23 protein-coding genes and 1 pseudogene are annotated in these 15,014 nt (G+C 35.3%); 22 read left to right on the plus strand and 2 right to left on the minus strand.

Annotated elements, in window-relative coordinates:
- Positions 1–34: 34 nt before the first annotated feature.
- Together NSQ74_RS23260 and NSQ74_RS23265 are read right to left on the minus strand one after the other, a co-directional pair.
- Positions 35–1,426, minus strand: a complete 1,392-nt coding sequence (locus tag NSQ74_RS23260) for a recombinase family protein (protein ID WP_340826627.1) — start codon at positions 1,424–1,426, stop codon at positions 35–37.
- A gap of 88 nt (positions 1,427–1,514) precedes the next feature.
- Positions 1,515–2,147: a LexA family protein gene (locus tag NSQ74_RS23265; RefSeq protein ID WP_340826628.1), complete on the minus strand. Its 633-nt coding sequence runs from the start codon at positions 2,145–2,147 to the stop codon at positions 1,515–1,517.
- Positions 2,148–2,302: 155 nt separating this feature from the next.
- Here NSQ74_RS23265 and NSQ74_RS23270 point away from each other — a divergent pair, with 155 nt between their 5' ends.
- The 22 genes and pseudogenes from NSQ74_RS23270 (at position 2,303) to NSQ74_RS23375 (ending at position 14,909) form a co-directional block, all read left to right on the plus strand.
- On the plus strand, positions 2,303–2,551 hold the full coding sequence (locus tag NSQ74_RS23270) for a helix-turn-helix domain-containing protein (RefSeq protein ID WP_340826629.1): 249 nt from the start codon (positions 2,303–2,305) through the stop codon (positions 2,549–2,551).
- A gap of 36 nt (positions 2,552–2,587) precedes the next feature.
- The gene (locus NSQ74_RS23275; RefSeq protein ID WP_340826632.1) at positions 2,588–2,800 is read left to right on the plus strand and encodes a hypothetical protein; all 213 of its coding nucleotides are present in this window, start codon (positions 2,588–2,590) and stop codon (positions 2,798–2,800) included.
- Positions 2,801–3,037: 237 nt separating this feature from the next.
- Positions 3,038–3,331 carry a hypothetical protein gene (locus tag NSQ74_RS23280; protein WP_340826633.1) on the plus strand — a complete coding sequence of 98 codons (294 nt, stop codon included), beginning with the start codon at positions 3,038–3,040 and terminating at the stop codon, positions 3,329–3,331.
- Positions 3,328–3,747 (plus strand): hypothetical protein, encoded by a 420-nt coding sequence (locus NSQ74_RS23285; RefSeq protein WP_340826635.1) that lies wholly within the window; start codon positions 3,328–3,330, stop codon positions 3,745–3,747. Before NSQ74_RS23280 ends, NSQ74_RS23285 begins: the two co-directional genes overlap by 4 nt.
- Complete coding sequence (locus tag NSQ74_RS23290) at positions 3,731–3,883, plus strand: hypothetical protein (RefSeq protein ID WP_340826636.1); 153 nt, start codon at positions 3,731–3,733, stop codon at positions 3,881–3,883. The genes NSQ74_RS23285 and NSQ74_RS23290 overlap by 17 nt, the downstream gene beginning before the upstream one ends.
- Before the next feature lie 15 nt (positions 3,884–3,898).
- A complete protein-coding gene (locus tag NSQ74_RS23295) occupies positions 3,899–4,546 on the plus strand; it encodes a hypothetical protein (RefSeq protein ID WP_340826638.1) in 648 nt (215 codons plus the stop codon).
- Between the two features lie 4 nt (positions 4,547–4,550).
- Positions 4,551–4,820: an AbrB/MazE/SpoVT family DNA-binding domain-containing protein gene (locus tag NSQ74_RS23300; RefSeq protein ID WP_340826640.1), complete on the plus strand. Its 270-nt coding sequence runs from the start codon at positions 4,551–4,553 to the stop codon at positions 4,818–4,820.
- A 133-nt stretch (positions 4,821–4,953) separates the two neighbouring features.
- Positions 4,954–5,814: a hypothetical protein gene (locus NSQ74_RS23305; protein WP_340826641.1), complete on the plus strand. Its 861-nt coding sequence runs from the start codon at positions 4,954–4,956 to the stop codon at positions 5,812–5,814.
- Between the two features lie 14 nt (positions 5,815–5,828).
- Positions 5,829–6,410: a host-nuclease inhibitor Gam family protein gene (locus tag NSQ74_RS23310; RefSeq protein WP_340826642.1), complete on the plus strand. Its 582-nt coding sequence runs from the start codon at positions 5,829–5,831 to the stop codon at positions 6,408–6,410.
- Between the two features lie 12 nt (positions 6,411–6,422).
- A complete protein-coding gene (locus NSQ74_RS23315; RefSeq protein ID WP_340826643.1) occupies positions 6,423–6,806 on the plus strand; it encodes an organic solvent tolerance protein OstA in 384 nt (127 codons plus the stop codon).
- 24 nt (positions 6,807–6,830) lie between these two features.
- Complete coding sequence (locus tag NSQ74_RS23320) at positions 6,831–7,535, plus strand: AAA family ATPase (RefSeq protein ID WP_340826644.1); 705 nt, start codon at positions 6,831–6,833, stop codon at positions 7,533–7,535.
- A 2-nt stretch (positions 7,536–7,537) separates the two neighbouring features.
- A complete protein-coding gene (locus NSQ74_RS23325; RefSeq protein WP_340826645.1) occupies positions 7,538–8,032 on the plus strand; it encodes a DUF669 domain-containing protein in 495 nt (164 codons plus the stop codon).
- 243 nt (positions 8,033–8,275) lie between these two features.
- Positions 8,276–8,659, plus strand: coding sequence for a hypothetical protein (locus tag NSQ74_RS23330; RefSeq protein ID WP_340826646.1), 384 nt, complete (start codon positions 8,276–8,278; stop codon positions 8,657–8,659).
- A 10-nt stretch (positions 8,660–8,669) separates the two neighbouring features.
- Positions 8,670–11,042, plus strand: coding sequence for a phage/plasmid primase, P4 family (locus NSQ74_RS23335; RefSeq protein WP_340826647.1), 2,373 nt, complete (start codon positions 8,670–8,672; stop codon positions 11,040–11,042).
- A gap of 320 nt (positions 11,043–11,362) precedes the next feature.
- A complete protein-coding gene (locus NSQ74_RS23340; protein ID WP_340826649.1) occupies positions 11,363–11,788 on the plus strand; it encodes a hypothetical protein in 426 nt (141 codons plus the stop codon).
- A gap of 109 nt (positions 11,789–11,897) precedes the next feature.
- Complete coding sequence (locus tag NSQ74_RS23345; RefSeq protein ID WP_340826650.1) at positions 11,898–12,266, plus strand: YopX family protein; 369 nt, start codon at positions 11,898–11,900, stop codon at positions 12,264–12,266.
- A 139-nt stretch (positions 12,267–12,405) separates the two neighbouring features.
- Positions 12,406–12,855: pseudogene (locus NSQ74_RS23350) on the plus strand (ERCC4 domain-containing protein); the annotation flags it as partial.
- Positions 12,856–12,944: 89 nt separating this feature from the next.
- Complete coding sequence (locus tag NSQ74_RS23355) at positions 12,945–13,160, plus strand: hypothetical protein (protein WP_340826652.1); 216 nt, start codon at positions 12,945–12,947, stop codon at positions 13,158–13,160.
- 229 nt (positions 13,161–13,389) lie between these two features.
- The gene (locus tag NSQ74_RS23360; RefSeq protein WP_340823342.1) at positions 13,390–13,761 is read left to right on the plus strand and encodes a hypothetical protein; all 372 of its coding nucleotides are present in this window, start codon (positions 13,390–13,392) and stop codon (positions 13,759–13,761) included.
- On the plus strand, positions 13,762–13,989 hold the full coding sequence (locus NSQ74_RS23365) for a hypothetical protein (RefSeq protein ID WP_340823343.1): 228 nt from the start codon (positions 13,762–13,764) through the stop codon (positions 13,987–13,989). It abuts the gene before it with no gap.
- Positions 13,976–14,389 (plus strand): YopX family protein, encoded by a 414-nt coding sequence (locus NSQ74_RS23370; protein ID WP_340823344.1) that lies wholly within the window; start codon positions 13,976–13,978, stop codon positions 14,387–14,389. Before NSQ74_RS23365 ends, NSQ74_RS23370 begins: the two co-directional genes overlap by 14 nt.
- Complete coding sequence (locus tag NSQ74_RS23375) at positions 14,379–14,909, plus strand: hypothetical protein (RefSeq protein WP_340823345.1); 531 nt, start codon at positions 14,379–14,381, stop codon at positions 14,907–14,909. Before NSQ74_RS23370 ends, NSQ74_RS23375 begins: the two co-directional genes overlap by 11 nt.
- The last annotated feature ends 105 nt before the right edge of the window (positions 14,910–15,014 follow it).

Here is a 15,014-nt window from a genome sequence, read left to right on the forward strand (position 1 = left end):
TGTGGGGCAGAAAATGAAAACGGAAGTTTTTGAGTCAAAGATTCCATTCGAAAATTACTGATTCTTCTTCAATAATTACATTTGATAGTACCTTCTCTACAATTGCTCTCTTAGCTCGAAATTCAAGTTTATCGAAATCTACAAGCATTTTATCTAGTTGTTCAAAATCGATTCGTACAGAGTCATTCTGTGCTTCTAAAGCTTGTTTAGCTAATAACTCTTCTTTTTCTTTATTGAGTTGCCCTATTTTAAGATTTAACATATCTTTATCAAGGTCACCATCAGTGTAAAGGTCGATAAGTCTGTTTATTTTTTCACCGATCCGTTTAATTGATAGATCATAATTTTTTCTTCTTTCTTTTTTGACTGAAGTAGTTTTTTTGTTAGCTGCGATTATTTTTAATTCGTTTACAAATAATTTCTCTAAGGTGTCGTTTTTAATTATTTGGCTGAAGCATTTTTCATCGTATTCACTCGGAAAACGTCTTGCTCTACATAAATAAGATCTCACATAGTAATCACCTTTAACTTTGTTTTTAACTTTGTAACTATAAGTGTAGAACAATTCTCCGCAACAACCACAAGTGATTAAACCACTAAAAAGGCTTTCTCTTGCTTTCCCTGCGTTCTTACCAGGAGGGTGTCTAGCTAATAAAGCTTGTACTCTGTTAAATTGATCTTCTGTTATTAATGGTTCGTGGACTCCTTTGAAATATTCTTCCTTATATTGAACCTCACCTATATACAAACGATTACTTAAAATTCTACGTATTGCAAGAAAACGTCTATTAGCAAATCCTTCATCTTTTAAGGCTTCTTGAATTTTTGTTATGGAGTGATATTGCTCATATAAGTCAAAAATTCTGTGAACTTTTTTAGATTCATGTTCATCTACAACCAAAATATTATTTCCTTCACTATCTACACCTTTTTTATATCCAGTGGGTAAATAGTTTCCACTTAACAAACGGTAACCTGCTTCAATTCGCTTTTTGATTCCACTTTGCATGCGCTCTGTAATAGTGGCTCTTTCTAATTCAGCAAAAACAGCGAGAATACCAATCATAGCCATTCCAAATGGGGTTGTAGTATCTAATGTTTCGGACACGCTCACAAACGCTACGTTGTTTTTCAAAAAATAATCTTGAATCAATGTCATGGTATCTCTTTGAGAACGTGATAAACGATCCAAACGATAAACCATAACAACGTCAAAGTCATTTATTCTACTCAATAATCTTTGTAAATCAGGTCTTTCTAAAGAAGCCCCACTGTATGCTGGATCGCTGAAATGTTCAGCAAATTCCCATCCTTTAGAAGCGCACATCGCTTCCATACGCTCTAACTGTATATCGATACTGTAATTACCATCTTGTGAACTTGTACTATAACGACTGTATAAAGCTACCCTTTTTTTATCCTCCAATTTATCCCTTATCTCCTTTTATATAAGAAAAGAGCAAGCGAATGAGCCTACTCTATAAAATGTTTAATTGTTTGACGTCAAAAATTAATTAAATAAAATCTCTAACCACTCGTATTACTTTGCCTATTATCCTAGCTGGATTTAACTCATCAACAATGATTGGCTCATATTTCGGATTATCTGGCATTAAGAAAGCAATATCGCCTTGCTTTTTTACTCTTTTTAAAGTAGCTTCTGTATCTCCATTAACAAGGACTGCAGCAAGCTCTCCACTTTCTATATCACTTTGTTCTCTTATTAACACTCTTGATCCGTTCGGGATTGTCGGCTCCATACTATCACCATTAGCAATCAATGAGAATAAATTCCCTTGAGGCAATGAATCATCAATTTCATATGTAAAGCTTTCTATATTTTGCTCTGCTAAAATAGGTGCTCCACAAGCTATTTTTCCTAGTATTGGTATTTTAATGAATTTCGGTTGAATAGGTGTTACGTTATTAGGTAAATCATCCTTCTCAACTAATATGTCTATAGGAGTTAACCCTAACGCACCTGCGATTTTTGGAAGATCATCCATCGATATTTTCCTGGTTCCGTTTAAATATCTCGTTACTGTACTTCTATCTACACCGATCCTATTAGCTAACTCTATTGGTTTCATATTGATTGCATCTAATGTTTTTTGAATGTACTTAGCGACTTCTAGCGAATCTCTCACATTATCACCTCCTTCAAATTTATACTAACATGTTTCCTTATAGGAAACAATAGGAGGATTTAAGTAATGTTTTTATATTTTTCATATATTTTTGTTGACGCATTGGAAACTACGATGCTATTATTTGGATAACAAAAGGAATGGAGGTGCTATAAATGAGATTTAATTACAATAGATTAAAAGCTGAACGCATTGCAAAAGGTTTAACGATTCAAGAAATGGCAGATGAATTAGGCGTTTCAAAAGGTACTTATTCCAAGAAAGAGAACGGAAAGCTACCTGTTACTGTAGATGATTTTTCGGTGATTTCTAGTAAATTAGGCATCACATGCGAGAAAATTAACATTTTTTTTACCCATAATGTTGCCAATTCGGAAACAAGTAATGATTTTGTTTTAAATTAGTGAGCCGAAACGGCACATTAAAGAGGTGAAATAGGGATGCAAAAAATATTTATCCCTCATCTAATATTCGAGGGTGAAAAAATCGAAACGCCCTTAGGGTTATCCGAATTATTGGAGCCAGCATGGTCCACAAACGTTGATACTTCAAAAATTGATGAGGTTGTCAGTTTATATGACCGAGAGGTTTACAAAAATGAAAGAGGGCGTTGGATGACTAAGTATACAAGGAAAGCAGGTGTTCCTAATTGAAAATCAAAGTAGCTGAGTGGAATGCAATGTCAGATGAAAGTAAACAAGCTGCACTAAATAAAAAAGCAAGTATTAGTAAAACAATCCTTGCAAGGAGGCAAACGAATTGAAACGTAAAGTAGCTGAATGGTTAGCGTTACCGATTGAACAACGATTAGCTTTGATTAGCAACGCGATTAATACAGCTGTAGCAGTGCGTTACAAATAAAACTATCAATCTATTGGAGGTAATTAAATATGTCAGAAACAATTAACACAGTTCAACATTATTACACAAAAGATTTTGGCGCATATAAGCAATCAGAAGATAACTTCGTTGCTAATCAAGAATTAACGGTGACTATCACATTAAACGAGTACCGTAAATTAATTAGTGAATCTGCTCAAGCTAACGCGAAAATCGAAGAAGCGAATAAGAATAAATTCATTCGCGAAGAAGAAAATCGCAAGTTGAAAGAAGAAATCGCTAGATTAAAAGGTTTGCTTTATGAAAAAACAGTTGTTGAACCAGTTGAGGAGGAAACGGTATGAAAGCAGTATTGAATGTTAAAGGTACGAAGTTGTCAGTAGTTGGTCTTAATATTCATGAAAGCCACGTAACAAGCGTTCAAACTTTAGCTGATGACGGTAAAGTTATAACTCATTACGACAACAAGCATGCTTATTATATCCCTGAAAATGCAAGCGTTATGGATTTAAAAGAAGCGCTCAAATTTCCTAATGCTAATAAGAAGATTGTGGATGACCTAAGCCAGCTACTTGTAGATTCGCGGGACCATCTAAAGGACTTAGGAGAACAAATTATCCAAGAGGTGTTGGTTCATAACGGTTTACCGTTTGGTGACAGTGCGCTTCCTAATCTAGCGAAAGAATACAAGGAACATAGTGATTACATTGATGGTGTTGAATCAGCACTGGAGGTTGTGAAACGTGACAACTATGCGTAAGCAATTACAGCGTAATGCAGTCATTGAACAGTTGAAAAAGTTGGACATCCACAGCATTGATGGACAACCAGTAAGTGAAGTGTTGTATACAACGTTACTTAAAACATTGGCGCTTAAACGTGCTGCTGATAATTGAGGGAGGTGAATTTAGATGAAACGGAAATTTCCTAAAGACTTATCTGGATCAACCTTCAAAAGATTAACTGTTATAAAGCTCTATGACACTGTGACAAGTAAGAATGGAAATAGGTCTACAAGATGGCTATGTAAGTGTTCTTGTGGAAAAGAAAAAGTCATTTTTAGAACTAACCTTACAAGTGGACAATCTACTAGTTGTGGTTGTTATCAAAAAGAAATTGTTTCTACTCATAACCTTACTAATCATCGTTTATATAGTATATGGCTTGAAATGAAAAAGCGATGTTTTGATAAAAATAGAAAATCGTACAAGAACTACGGAGGTAGAGGAATAACCATTTGTGATGAATGGAAAGTATTTTATAACTTCTACAATTGGTCTATCAATAATGGATATTTAGATTCTCTTACTATTGACAGAATTGATAATGATGGAAACTACGAACCTAAAAATTGCAGATGGACTACTAGGTTAGTACAAAATAACAACACTCGAAAAAATGTATTTGTTGATGTTGGAGGAGAAAGGAAGACATTATCTCAATTAGCTAGAGAATATGATCTGAGTCCAAACACAATAAAATACAGGATGAATAATGGTTATGAAGATAAAGAGTTAGTTGCTAAACAAAATACTATAAAAAAAGAAAAGGTGGTTTAATTCCATGAAAAGTACCGGTATCGTTCGCAAGGTAGATGATTTAGGGCGTTTAGTAATTCCAAAGGAGCTACACCGCACGTTAGGGATTGATAATGGTGATCCAGCTGAAATCTTTATTGATGGTGACAAAATCGTTATTAAGAAATACAAGCCTAATATGGAATGTGCCGTCACTGGTGAAATATCAGAAGACAATCTTGTTTTACTAGGAGGCAAATTAATTCTAAGTATTGAAGGCGCGAAACAACTTATTAATGAAATTGATTTGAAGTAGGTGATTCAATGCACAACCGTACAGGCTTTTCACATTCAATGGCACAAAAAAACTTGTCAAAGGCTGCAACCGATGACAAGCAATCAAACAACTTAAAAATATAATCATCGACATTATAGCACAGGAGGAAAAGATGTTGAAAGCTAAAACAATTAAAGCAGTTTTACAAAAGAAACATAACGAATTGGTGGAGTCTATAAAAGATGAAACGGTTCGTGAATTAGTTCGCAAAAACTCAATTATTACAGGCGGTTCTATCGTATCGCTTTTAACAAATGAAGAAGTAAATGATTACGATTACTACTTTACTAATAAAGAAACGGTATTAGCAGTAGCTAATTATTATGTAAAAGAATTCAATGCTACACATGGATACGATGCTGTTGTTAAGGAAGAAGATGGCCGTATATCAGTATTTGTTCAATCAGCAGGGGTTGCAGGTGAAATGGAGGGACATGAAACAGAGGTCGAAGATTTAGTTGAACCGATTGAGCCTTCCACAGATGATGAAAAGCCGAAGTATCGACCTGTATTCCTTTCAACAAATGCTATTAGTTTAAGTAATAAAGTTCAATTGGTTATTCGTTTTTATGGAGATGCTGAGGAAATTCATTCTAATTACGATTTTGTCCATGCAACATGTTACTGGAAATCGAAAACAGGACATCTTGAATTACCAGCACGTGCACTTGAAGCGATCATCACAAAAGAACTTGTTTACACAGGTTCTAAATATCCTCTGGCAAGCATTGTGCGTACACGCAAATTTATCAAGCGGGGATGGAATATTAACGCAGGACAGTATCTAAAAATGGCGCTACAGCTTAATGATATGGATTTACTAGATATTGAAGTATTACGCGAACAACTAACAGGAGTGGATGCAGCATACTTCCATCAAGTTATTGACACCGTAAAGCAACAGCAAGAAAATAATCCAACTTTTAAATTAGATAGCATGTATCTGATTGAAGTAATAAATCGAATTTTCTAGGAGGTGATGAATAGATGGTTAATCCATTACGTGAATACGAACTTGAGGCGCCAGCACGTGAAATTGTGGAAGGTGAACAAACAGAAGAAACTAAACAACGTTATGAAATTACCAATCTCGAAAGTCTAAATTGGGCTTTTCGTCAAATTGCTAATGCACAAGCGGAGTTAAAGAAAAATCAAGCTTTAGCAGATGCTGAATTCGACCGCATCAAACGTTGGAAAGAAGATGAATCGAAATCGCATCTTAATACAGTTGAATTTTTCCAACATTTAATTGCCGAATACCATACAAAAGAATTGGCTGAAAATCCGAAGAAGAAAACAATTTCTACGCCATATGGTAAATCAAAATCAACAACTTCAAAAGCTCAACCTGATAAAGCAGATGAAGAACAACTTATCAAATTTGCAGAAGAAAACAAGTTACCGTTTGTTGAAAAGGTTACGACTAAAACTCTTCAATGGGGTGAGTTAAAGAAAACACTCAAAGTCGTTGAAAAAGATGGTGAACAAATTGTTGTTGATGAAAATGGTCAAGTTGTTTCAGGTGCCAAAGTTAAACCACAAACTACTACTTTCAAAGTAGAAATATAGGAGGAAAACCACTTGAAAAAATTACTCAATCAAAAAGAACAGCACTATGCAGATACACGCGAAGAAGCAGAAGAAATTGTAGTAGCTGCTAAAGAAAACGAAGCACTGATTATGTATAAAATCAACGAGAAATACAACAAGTACGGTCAGTATTTCTTAGTAGACCTAACTTATCAATATGGAACACCTAAAGAGGTTATGGAAGGTAAGCCGAAAGATGATGCTCCAGATGGTCAAATGAGTATTGATGAAGTGCATGAAGGTGTACCGTATTCAGTCAATCCAGATGGCAGCGTTACAGTTGAAAAGACTGATGAAGATTTACCAGATTTCGTAGATCCATTTAAAGAGGTCGAAGAGCAAAAAGATGCCACTGATGAGGACTTGCCATATTAATAGAAAAGGAGTGTGGAAAGCAGTATGAAAGTTTCAAGTGCAACTGATATACAAATAGATGCTTCAACGTTTTTACTTTATGCTCCACCTGGTATGGGCAAAACGTCCACAATCAAATATTTAGAGGGCAAAACATTATATGTCCCTCTTGATAAAACACATTCAGTTTTAAAAGGTTGCGAGAATATCGACATTGTTGATTTCAATAGTCACCAGGCATGGGAAGAATGGAATGCACTTATGCGAGATTTAGCGCGTACTGACTTATCGAAATACGACAATTTAGTGTTTGACAATATTTCAGAGTTAACTCGCTCTATGCTTGGTAATTTAGGGCGTGACGGCAAAAACAACCGAGTGCCTTCAATGGCCAACTATCAACAAATTGATTTCTTCATCATAGATAGCGTCCGTTTTATTCAAACGCTAGGAAAACGAGTTGTATTCACTGCATGGGAAACAACTGATAAATGGGAGTTACCAAGTGGTCAAGCTGTTAACCGTTCATATCCAGACATGCGAGACAAGATTTTGAATAACTTTATGGGCCTATGTCATGTAGTCGGTAAATTAGTTATCAATCCAGAAACGCAAAAGCGTGGTTTCATTTTAGAGCCAACTGATTATTTATTCGCTAAGAATCAATTGGATAATCGTAAGGCGTGTTCACAAGAAAATATTTTCAAGGTTGGTCATGTGCCTTCCACAGATAATAAGGAGGAAAAATAATTATGGGTTTTAAAATTAATTTCGACGAAGAAAATGTATCATCTGGTGAATTCCAATTAGTAGAAGAAGGGAAATACGAAGCTGCAATAATTAACGCCGAGGCTAAAGAATGGCAAGGTCAATATTCAATTGGGTTTGATGTAGAGATTCGTTCAGATGTTAATCAGAAACACCAAGGAGCAAAAGTTCTGTATAACACGCTTTATTTAAGTAGCACTAATCCGGAATACGCTGAAAATACCGAAAAGAAAAGGAACTCATTCTTAGTGGCATGCGGTTATAGCGGTAAACAAAGTCTTGAATTAGATGAGGTCGTTAAAAATATCATCGGTAAAAATGTATTAGTGTACATCAAACATGTGGAAGACAAAAACGATAAGGAGCGTAAATATCCTCGCGTTTCATTCGTAGCACCTTCTAAAGTGTCCAAGAATGAAGATCCATTTGCAAATAACAAAGGGCCAATTGAAATTAGCGAAGACGATTTACCATTCTAATAAAAACTTAATAGAGAGGTCTGTTTTAGGCGGACTTCTCTTTTTTATACCCAAAAACAGCAAAAGAGGTGCCGGAATGAATGAAAAAGTAACTGCTGAATCGTTACTAAAATCGATTGAAAATATGCATGAACAGTGTAGAAGTTGCAAATTTTTTAGCTATGACAATGATGGGAAATGCCTTAAACATTCGGTAGAACGCAAAGGTACAGATACTAAATGTGAAGATTGGAGGTACTTCGCATGACTGGAAAAGTGAAGGTTAGTCGTGAAGTTGCTAATTTTTTCGAGAAGTGCAAAAACAGCGGTGATATTAATTGGGAAGATGCAGTATTACACGAACATATTAAAATTTTCGAAAGTCACCACACAAAAGAAGCTGTTGAAATAAATCCTGATGCTTTATGTATGCTTCAATACTCACCTTTTGAATTAGCGAGAATTTTAGTTTTAGGTTACGAAATCGAACAAACGCCGGAAGAAAAAATCTTAGCAACATATCAACGTCAGCAAACACAGTGTGATATAAATGATATTTGTGATAAAAGAGCTCGTACAGCTTACGCAAATGCGATTGTATACACGTTAGATACACTAGGCATCAAAATAAAAGGCATCAACGAATGAAGGTGAGAACGTGAAAGCACCAATCAATTTTAACGAAATACCATCAGAATTAAGGTCACTTTCCCAGTGGATATTGTGGAAGTCAGAAGAAAAAGGCGGACGATATACAAAAATACCATATCAAACTGATGGTAACGAGGCTAGAAGTAATGACCGTAGAACGTGGTCCACGTTTGCAACAGCAGCCAAGTTTTATACAGAGTCTAATGCAGATGGCGTAGGTTTTGTATTCAGTAGGCAAGACAATTTTATAGGCATCGATATTGATAAATGTGTAACGTACAGCGCTGATGATATTGAAAAAGCGAATCCTATAATCAACACTTTTGCACAAGAAATTATAGACACATTAGACAGCTATACAGAGTTTAGTGTTAGTGGTACAGGCATTCATATCATCATCAAAGGTAGCCTTCCACAGTCTGTAGTGGGTACTGGACGTAAAAGCGCAAAACATGGACTAGAAATCTATCAATATGGTCGCTATTTTACGATGACAGGTAATCGTGAAAATGCTAATGGAATTTATGATCGTACAGATGAAATAGCAGAGATTTTAGAAAAATATTTTGATGACAGCGATGTGCAAGGGCGTGTGAACTTAGCAGAGTTTGAAAAAGACGAAATCAAGCTATCGAATGAAGCACTTTGGGAGCGAATGTTCCGTAGTAAATCAGGCGATGAAATACGATCGTTGTATGACGGAAATTTAATAGATGATGACCATTCATCAAGTGATTTAGCATTATGTAATCATTTGGCTTTCTGGACTGGGAAAAGCGCTTCGAGAATGGATTCGATGTTTAGAGAAACAGCCTTGATGCGTGATAAATGGGATAGAATTCACTTTTCAGATACAGGTGATACTTATGGTGAAGGTACCATTGCCAAGGCTATTGCTTCCACTACAACAACTGTGTTGGACCATCAAAATGACAGCAAGTTTTCATTTAACTTCCACGGTGATGATGTGGCTGCAGAGGAAGTAGAAAAGCCAGCACGTAAATTCAAATTAACGGACCTAGGAAATGCAGAGCGTATTGCTTATGAATACGGCCATGTAATTCGTTATATTCCATCAGTTGGTTGGTATATCTGGAACGGCAAGTATTGGGAGTTTGACGAAAAAGGAAAGTTGCATCGCATTGTAGCAAAGGTAGTTCGCAAACTTGGTGAATCAGCAGATGAAACGGAACAAAAATGGGCTAGACATTGCGAAAAGCATAATGTGCGTGAAAGTGCAATTAAAGATTTAAAAGTATTGGTTCCAGGAGATCGTAGTGACTTTGATAAACATAAATATCTGCTCAATGTTGCAAATGGTGTTGTAGACCTAAAAACAGGAAAGCTACAACCGCATGATAGGGAATTGAAGTTAACGAAAATAACAAATATCTCTTATGAAGAAAATGCTAAATGTCCAAATTGGTTAGCATTCTTAGACCAAATATTTTTGGGGGATAAAGATCTTGCAGAATACATGCAGCGATTGATTGGTTACAGCTTAACCGGTGATATTTCAGAGCAAATTATGATGTTCTTGGTTGGTGGTGGTAGTAACGGTAAATCAACGTTTATCAACACAATCAAAGACCTTGTAGGTGAATATGGCAAACAGGCTAAATCGGATACTTTTATTAAGAAAAAAGAAACAGGTGCCAATAACGATATTGCTAGGTTAGTAGGATCTCGCTTTGTATCAGCAATTGAAAGCGAGGAAGGCGAAAAGCTTTCGGAATCATTCGTTAAACAAATTACAGGTGGTGAGCCTGTATTAGCTCGCTTCTTACGACAAGAATACTTTGAGTACATTCCAGAGTTTAAAGTGTTTTTTACAACTAACCATAAGCCAATCATTGGGGGCTTGGATGAAGGTATATGGCGCAGGGTTAAATTAATTCCATTTGATTTAAACTTGCCAGCGCATAAGCGTGATAAAAAGTTACCTGAGAAGTTGTCGTTAGAAATGAGTGGAATACTCAACTGGGCAATCGAAGGCTGCTTAAAGTGGCAGAAGGACGGTCTAATAGAGCCAGTGGTGGTAGCAAGAGCAACAGGGAATTATAAAGAGGACATGGACATACTTGGTCCATTTTTAGCTGAATGTTGTTATGTAGATAAAACAAATGAAAATATCAAAATCGAAGCAAAAGAATTATATAACGTTTATGACAGTTTTGGTTATAAATCTGGTGAACGTACAGTAAGTAATCGTAGTTTTTATCGAATGTTGGAAACGAAGGGCTTTAAAAAAGAACGTGGGGCAGGAAATAAAAATTTTTTCACTGGTATTACTTTACAGGAGCGTGCGCCACAAGGAGTTACTTTTGAAGAAAAAATAGTTACAAAAGAGGCTGAAAATACTTCATTTAAGCTAGTTTAGTAACTTTGAGTTAACAAAGTAACTCTCAATTGTAACTCTTCTAAATTCAGTCATATCAATAGTTTGAGAGTGTTTTTATATTACTAAAGTTACTTTTGTTATTTTGTTTTTATATTAATTAAAAAATAAAAAAATATAAATATATATATATAAGAGCGTAATGAACTTTCCAAGTAACGAATTTAACTAAAATCACTTAAACCTATGTGGCTGTAAGGTGCAAGGGAGTTACTTAAAAGTAACTAAGTTATTTAGTAGGGGTAAAAACAGGGTTTTTAAAAAAAATAAGTAACTACCAAATTGTAAGGAAGTGGTAAACGGTGGTTTTACATGTATTATCACAAATTTGGAAAAGTGGCGCTGAAATCTATCGCGATGAATCGGATGGTAGATTGTCGCTTAAAAATGCAAAGTTGGTGCCAGAGGAAATATTGAAGGCTGCTGATCCAGTTTTCGGTGAAATAGAAAAATGGTTTAAGTCATGGGAAGAAGCTAAAGCAATCGATAAGCATATTCGAATGATGGTGCATCAAGTCTGTGGATGGCAACACAACCCGAAACTGAATGAATGGATATGCGCGAACGCAGAAGCATTGACGTTGTTCGTTGAGTGGCAAGAAACACTAGCTAAGAACGGATGGAATGACATTTACACAGACTATCGACAATTCGAAAATGAAGCTTCTAATATCATGAAGAAAAAATTGTATGAGAATGCTGTTTTATATGCTAACCATAATAAGTGATTTACAGCCATTTTAAGACGTTTTAAAGAACAGATGATAAATATATCCAGTTTGTTATTAGAACGTCTGTACGGTGCGTTTAACAAGTGAAAATAAGGAGGTTAAGAGAATGAGAGAGATTAAGTTTAGAGCTTGGGAAAAAAATTTAAAAGAAATTATCCATGTAAATGACATTAACTTTAAAAATAATCAAATCAACACAAATGGTCCTTGGCGAACATTCAATGAGATTGAATTAATGCAATACACAGGCTTAAAGGACGCAAATGGTGTTGAGATTTTTGAAGGTGATATCTTACGGGCTCCACTCGAAGGCGCTAGAAACTTTGCAGTTAGATACGACGACTCAAAATGCAAATTTATTTCTGTAACGGTTATTGAAGATGGGGTGGAATGGTTTATGGATGTAAGTCGTAGGCATCATGTAATCGGCAACATTTACGAAAATCCTGAATTGCTAGGTGGTGCTAGTGAATGAAAGAATTTTTCGTACTCTTCTTTACTGATTCGGAGTATTTCGCTAAATACTTTTTTGGAGTATTTTTAGCAACGTTCTTTTCATCTATCGTGTTGATTTTGTTCACTATGTTGTTTTTATCTGGGGTAGGTGTTTTGAAATGATTCACTACCATTACACAGATACGGAACTAAGCAATATCCTAAAAACTCTCACAATCGTTGTTGATACGAGGGAAAAAGTGAATCAGCACATTTTGGACTATTTAAGAAAACATGATATTCCAATTAAATTTAAAAAATTGGATTATGGAGATTATTCAGCAATGATTCCTAAAAATGAGGAATTAGGCATTGCTCGTGATATTTATTTAAACAGTGCAGTCGAACGTAAAAACAGCGTTGATGAAATATGCGGTAACTTACAAAAAGATACACAAGCAGCGTTTGAAAATGAATTGATTCGCTCTCAAAATGGCAAATTCATCATATTTGTTGAAGATCCTCAATTTGACGAAAATATCGCTAATCATAATTATCGCAGTAGGTATGACAAGAAAGCATTGAAAGGCCGTTTGGAATCATTTCAAGCGAAGTACAATTTCGAAATTAGACCAATGAGCAAATTGATGATTGGTCATAACATTTACCATCGTTTCTATTACCAGATGAAGAACTACCTAAAGAGAGGGGCGTTCTAATGTTAACGAATCCATATGACAAGCTACGAAGTAGATTTTTGCAATTCAACGACAAAATGCTTTTTGACATCATAAAAGAGGACATGTCCATTAATGGTTATACAGGTGATGAAAATTATAAAACTATGACTCTCAACATTTTGGACAACTTTGAGCAATATGGTCGTTTTTCTGAAAAACAAAAATTAGTTGTAATCAACTATCTGATTCATTAGGAGAAGCCTATGAACATGCGCAATGGGATTCCTATTGTCCAGTCGGTGAAGAAAACGAAGCAACCACAGGGTAGATTGTGGATGGCCATACCTAACCCTTTTACAAAGTATATCGAGATGTATATGACAGTCGATGGATGCGAAGTAAGTGTTATCATGCCTTACGATTTCGAAGTGATTCAGCAGCATGTAAATGAGGGTTGGATTGAGAGAGGGGTGTGGAATGTACATGAATGCAGATATGCTTAAAAAACGTAAAGAGGTTTTGTATGAAATAGATAAATTATTGGTATTGTGCAAATGCAGTAATAATAATTCGAAAAAGACAACATGTGTTCATTGCAAAAACATCGAAAAGCTCGGTACGTCTCTTTTGAAATTGCTTAGTCGCAACGAAAGTAATGGTGTTAAAAAGGCTGAAAAAATTAAAACAAAAGTTTTAGATTTTGATGGCTTTATTCAGTACAAGAAAACCGGAATGACTGACCTTAGCATAGGTGAACTTTTCGGAATGACAAAAGCAAATATTGATAAATGGAAACGCGAGAACAACGTTAAGTCCATTGATATTAGAAGAAAAATAGAACAAGGGGTAATTTAAATGACGATTGAAGATGAAATCTTAGCAAATCCAGTATTACGTGAGGTTCAAAGTTTACTAGAAAATCAAACTGCTAAAGGTCTTGCGAAGTACGGTACAACAGTAAATCCACTTGATTACACAACAATTGAATGGATAGACCATGCAATACAAGAGTCGATGGACAAAATTGTTTATTTGACGGTACTAAAACAGAAATTGGAGGAAATGCAGAATGCGAGAGATTAAACTACGTGGTTTTGCCGTTGAAGAAATGGTGGGTAGTCAATGGATTTATGGTACTGGAGTTCATACAACTAAATTTACTAAAGAATACGCTGAAGAAGTAGGAAAACCAGGAGAGACATTTATCTTCACTGAAAGTGGATGGATTGAAGTTCATCCAGAAAGTGTAGGAGAGTACACAGGTCTAAAGGACAAGAACGGCAAGGAGATTTATGAGGGGGATATTGTTAGAATTGGCGACTACCTAGCGTACGAAGTAACAATAAATGAATTTACACAAATGCACGTAATAGACAATGAAATGGGAATGGAGGAACTTTGGAAAAATAATAAGGTTTGCAAAATCATCGGCAACATTTACGAAAACCCTACACTACTGGAGGAATCACTATATGAATCTTAATAATTTTCAAGAGTTATCAAAAAGAACAATGCCGTTAGAAGGTATGCCGAAAAACCATATTCACTTAGAACACGGCTTAACAAATTATGCTTTGGGCTTGATTGGTGAATGTGTAGAGGTATTAAGCGCTGCTAATGATCGTGAAGCGATTCTAAAGGAACTTGGTGATGTATCACATTACGCATTTGGCATCCTAACCTTCTTAGGCGAAACATACGAGCCACTTACTAATTATACTGTGGAAGGCACAAAAGGAAGCATAATCAATAAAATCATCATCCTATCCGGTGAGATTTCAGAACAAGTTAAAAAATTCATGTTTCATCGTCATGAATTAAATTCAAGTAAAGTTGTTTTAGCATTAAAAATGTTAATTCAAAATTTGGTTGTTCTCGCTGAAATGTACGATTCATCACTTGAACGAATTTGCGAAATGAACATCGATAAATTGAAAATGCGTTATCCAGATAAATTCAATGTTGAGGATAGTAAAAAGCGTGTGGATACTGCAAAGGGGTAATTTCTATGACAAGAAGTGAAAGAAATAAGAAAAATAATTGGTTCTTTGATTTGGCTGATTTTGTTACATCAATACTTGAGAAGATTTATCTGTAGTTGGTTATTT

This window comes from Lysinibacillus sp. FSL W8-0992 (genome assembly GCF_038008685.1).
Classification (GTDB): domain Bacteria; phylum Bacillota; class Bacilli; order Bacillales_A; family Planococcaceae; genus Lysinibacillus.

Bases quoted from the DNA above. Each gene is read 5' to 3' on its own strand.
- NSQ74_RS23270 (WP_340826629.1), top strand. From the start codon at position 2,303: ATGAGATTTAATTACAATAGATTAAAAGCTGAACGCATTGCAAAAGGT.
- NSQ74_RS23275 (WP_340826632.1), top strand. From the start codon at position 2,588: ATGCAAAAAATATTTATCCCTCATCTAATATTCGAGGGTGAAAAAATC.
- NSQ74_RS23280 (WP_340826633.1), top strand. From the start codon at position 3,038: ATGTCAGAAACAATTAACACAGTTCAACATTATTACACAAAAGATTTT.
- NSQ74_RS23285 (WP_340826635.1), top strand. From the start codon at position 3,328: ATGAAAGCAGTATTGAATGTTAAAGGTACGAAGTTGTCAGTAGTTGGT.
- NSQ74_RS23295 (WP_340826638.1), top strand. From the start codon at position 3,899: ATGAAACGGAAATTTCCTAAAGACTTATCTGGATCAACCTTCAAAAGA.
- NSQ74_RS23300 (WP_340826640.1), top strand. From the start codon at position 4,551: ATGAAAAGTACCGGTATCGTTCGCAAGGTAGATGATTTAGGGCGTTTA.
- NSQ74_RS23305 (WP_340826641.1), top strand. From the start codon at position 4,954: ATGTTGAAAGCTAAAACAATTAAAGCAGTTTTACAAAAGAAACATAAC.
- NSQ74_RS23310 (WP_340826642.1), top strand. From the start codon at position 5,829: ATGGTTAATCCATTACGTGAATACGAACTTGAGGCGCCAGCACGTGAA.
- NSQ74_RS23320 (WP_340826644.1), top strand. From the start codon at position 6,831: ATGAAAGTTTCAAGTGCAACTGATATACAAATAGATGCTTCAACGTTT.
- NSQ74_RS23325 (WP_340826645.1), top strand. From the start codon at position 7,538: ATGGGTTTTAAAATTAATTTCGACGAAGAAAATGTATCATCTGGTGAA.
- NSQ74_RS23330 (WP_340826646.1), top strand. From the start codon at position 8,276: ATGACTGGAAAAGTGAAGGTTAGTCGTGAAGTTGCTAATTTTTTCGAG.
- NSQ74_RS23345 (WP_340826650.1), top strand. From the start codon at position 11,898: ATGAGAGAGATTAAGTTTAGAGCTTGGGAAAAAAATTTAAAAGAAATT.
- NSQ74_RS23355 (WP_340826652.1), top strand. From the start codon at position 12,945: ATGTTAACGAATCCATATGACAAGCTACGAAGTAGATTTTTGCAATTC.
- NSQ74_RS23360 (WP_340823342.1), top strand. From the start codon at position 13,390: ATGAATGCAGATATGCTTAAAAAACGTAAAGAGGTTTTGTATGAAATA.
- NSQ74_RS23365 (WP_340823343.1), top strand. From the start codon at position 13,762: ATGACGATTGAAGATGAAATCTTAGCAAATCCAGTATTACGTGAGGTT.
- NSQ74_RS23370 (WP_340823344.1), top strand. From the start codon at position 13,976: ATGCGAGAGATTAAACTACGTGGTTTTGCCGTTGAAGAAATGGTGGGT.
- NSQ74_RS23375 (WP_340823345.1), top strand. From the start codon at position 14,379: ATGAATCTTAATAATTTTCAAGAGTTATCAAAAAGAACAATGCCGTTA.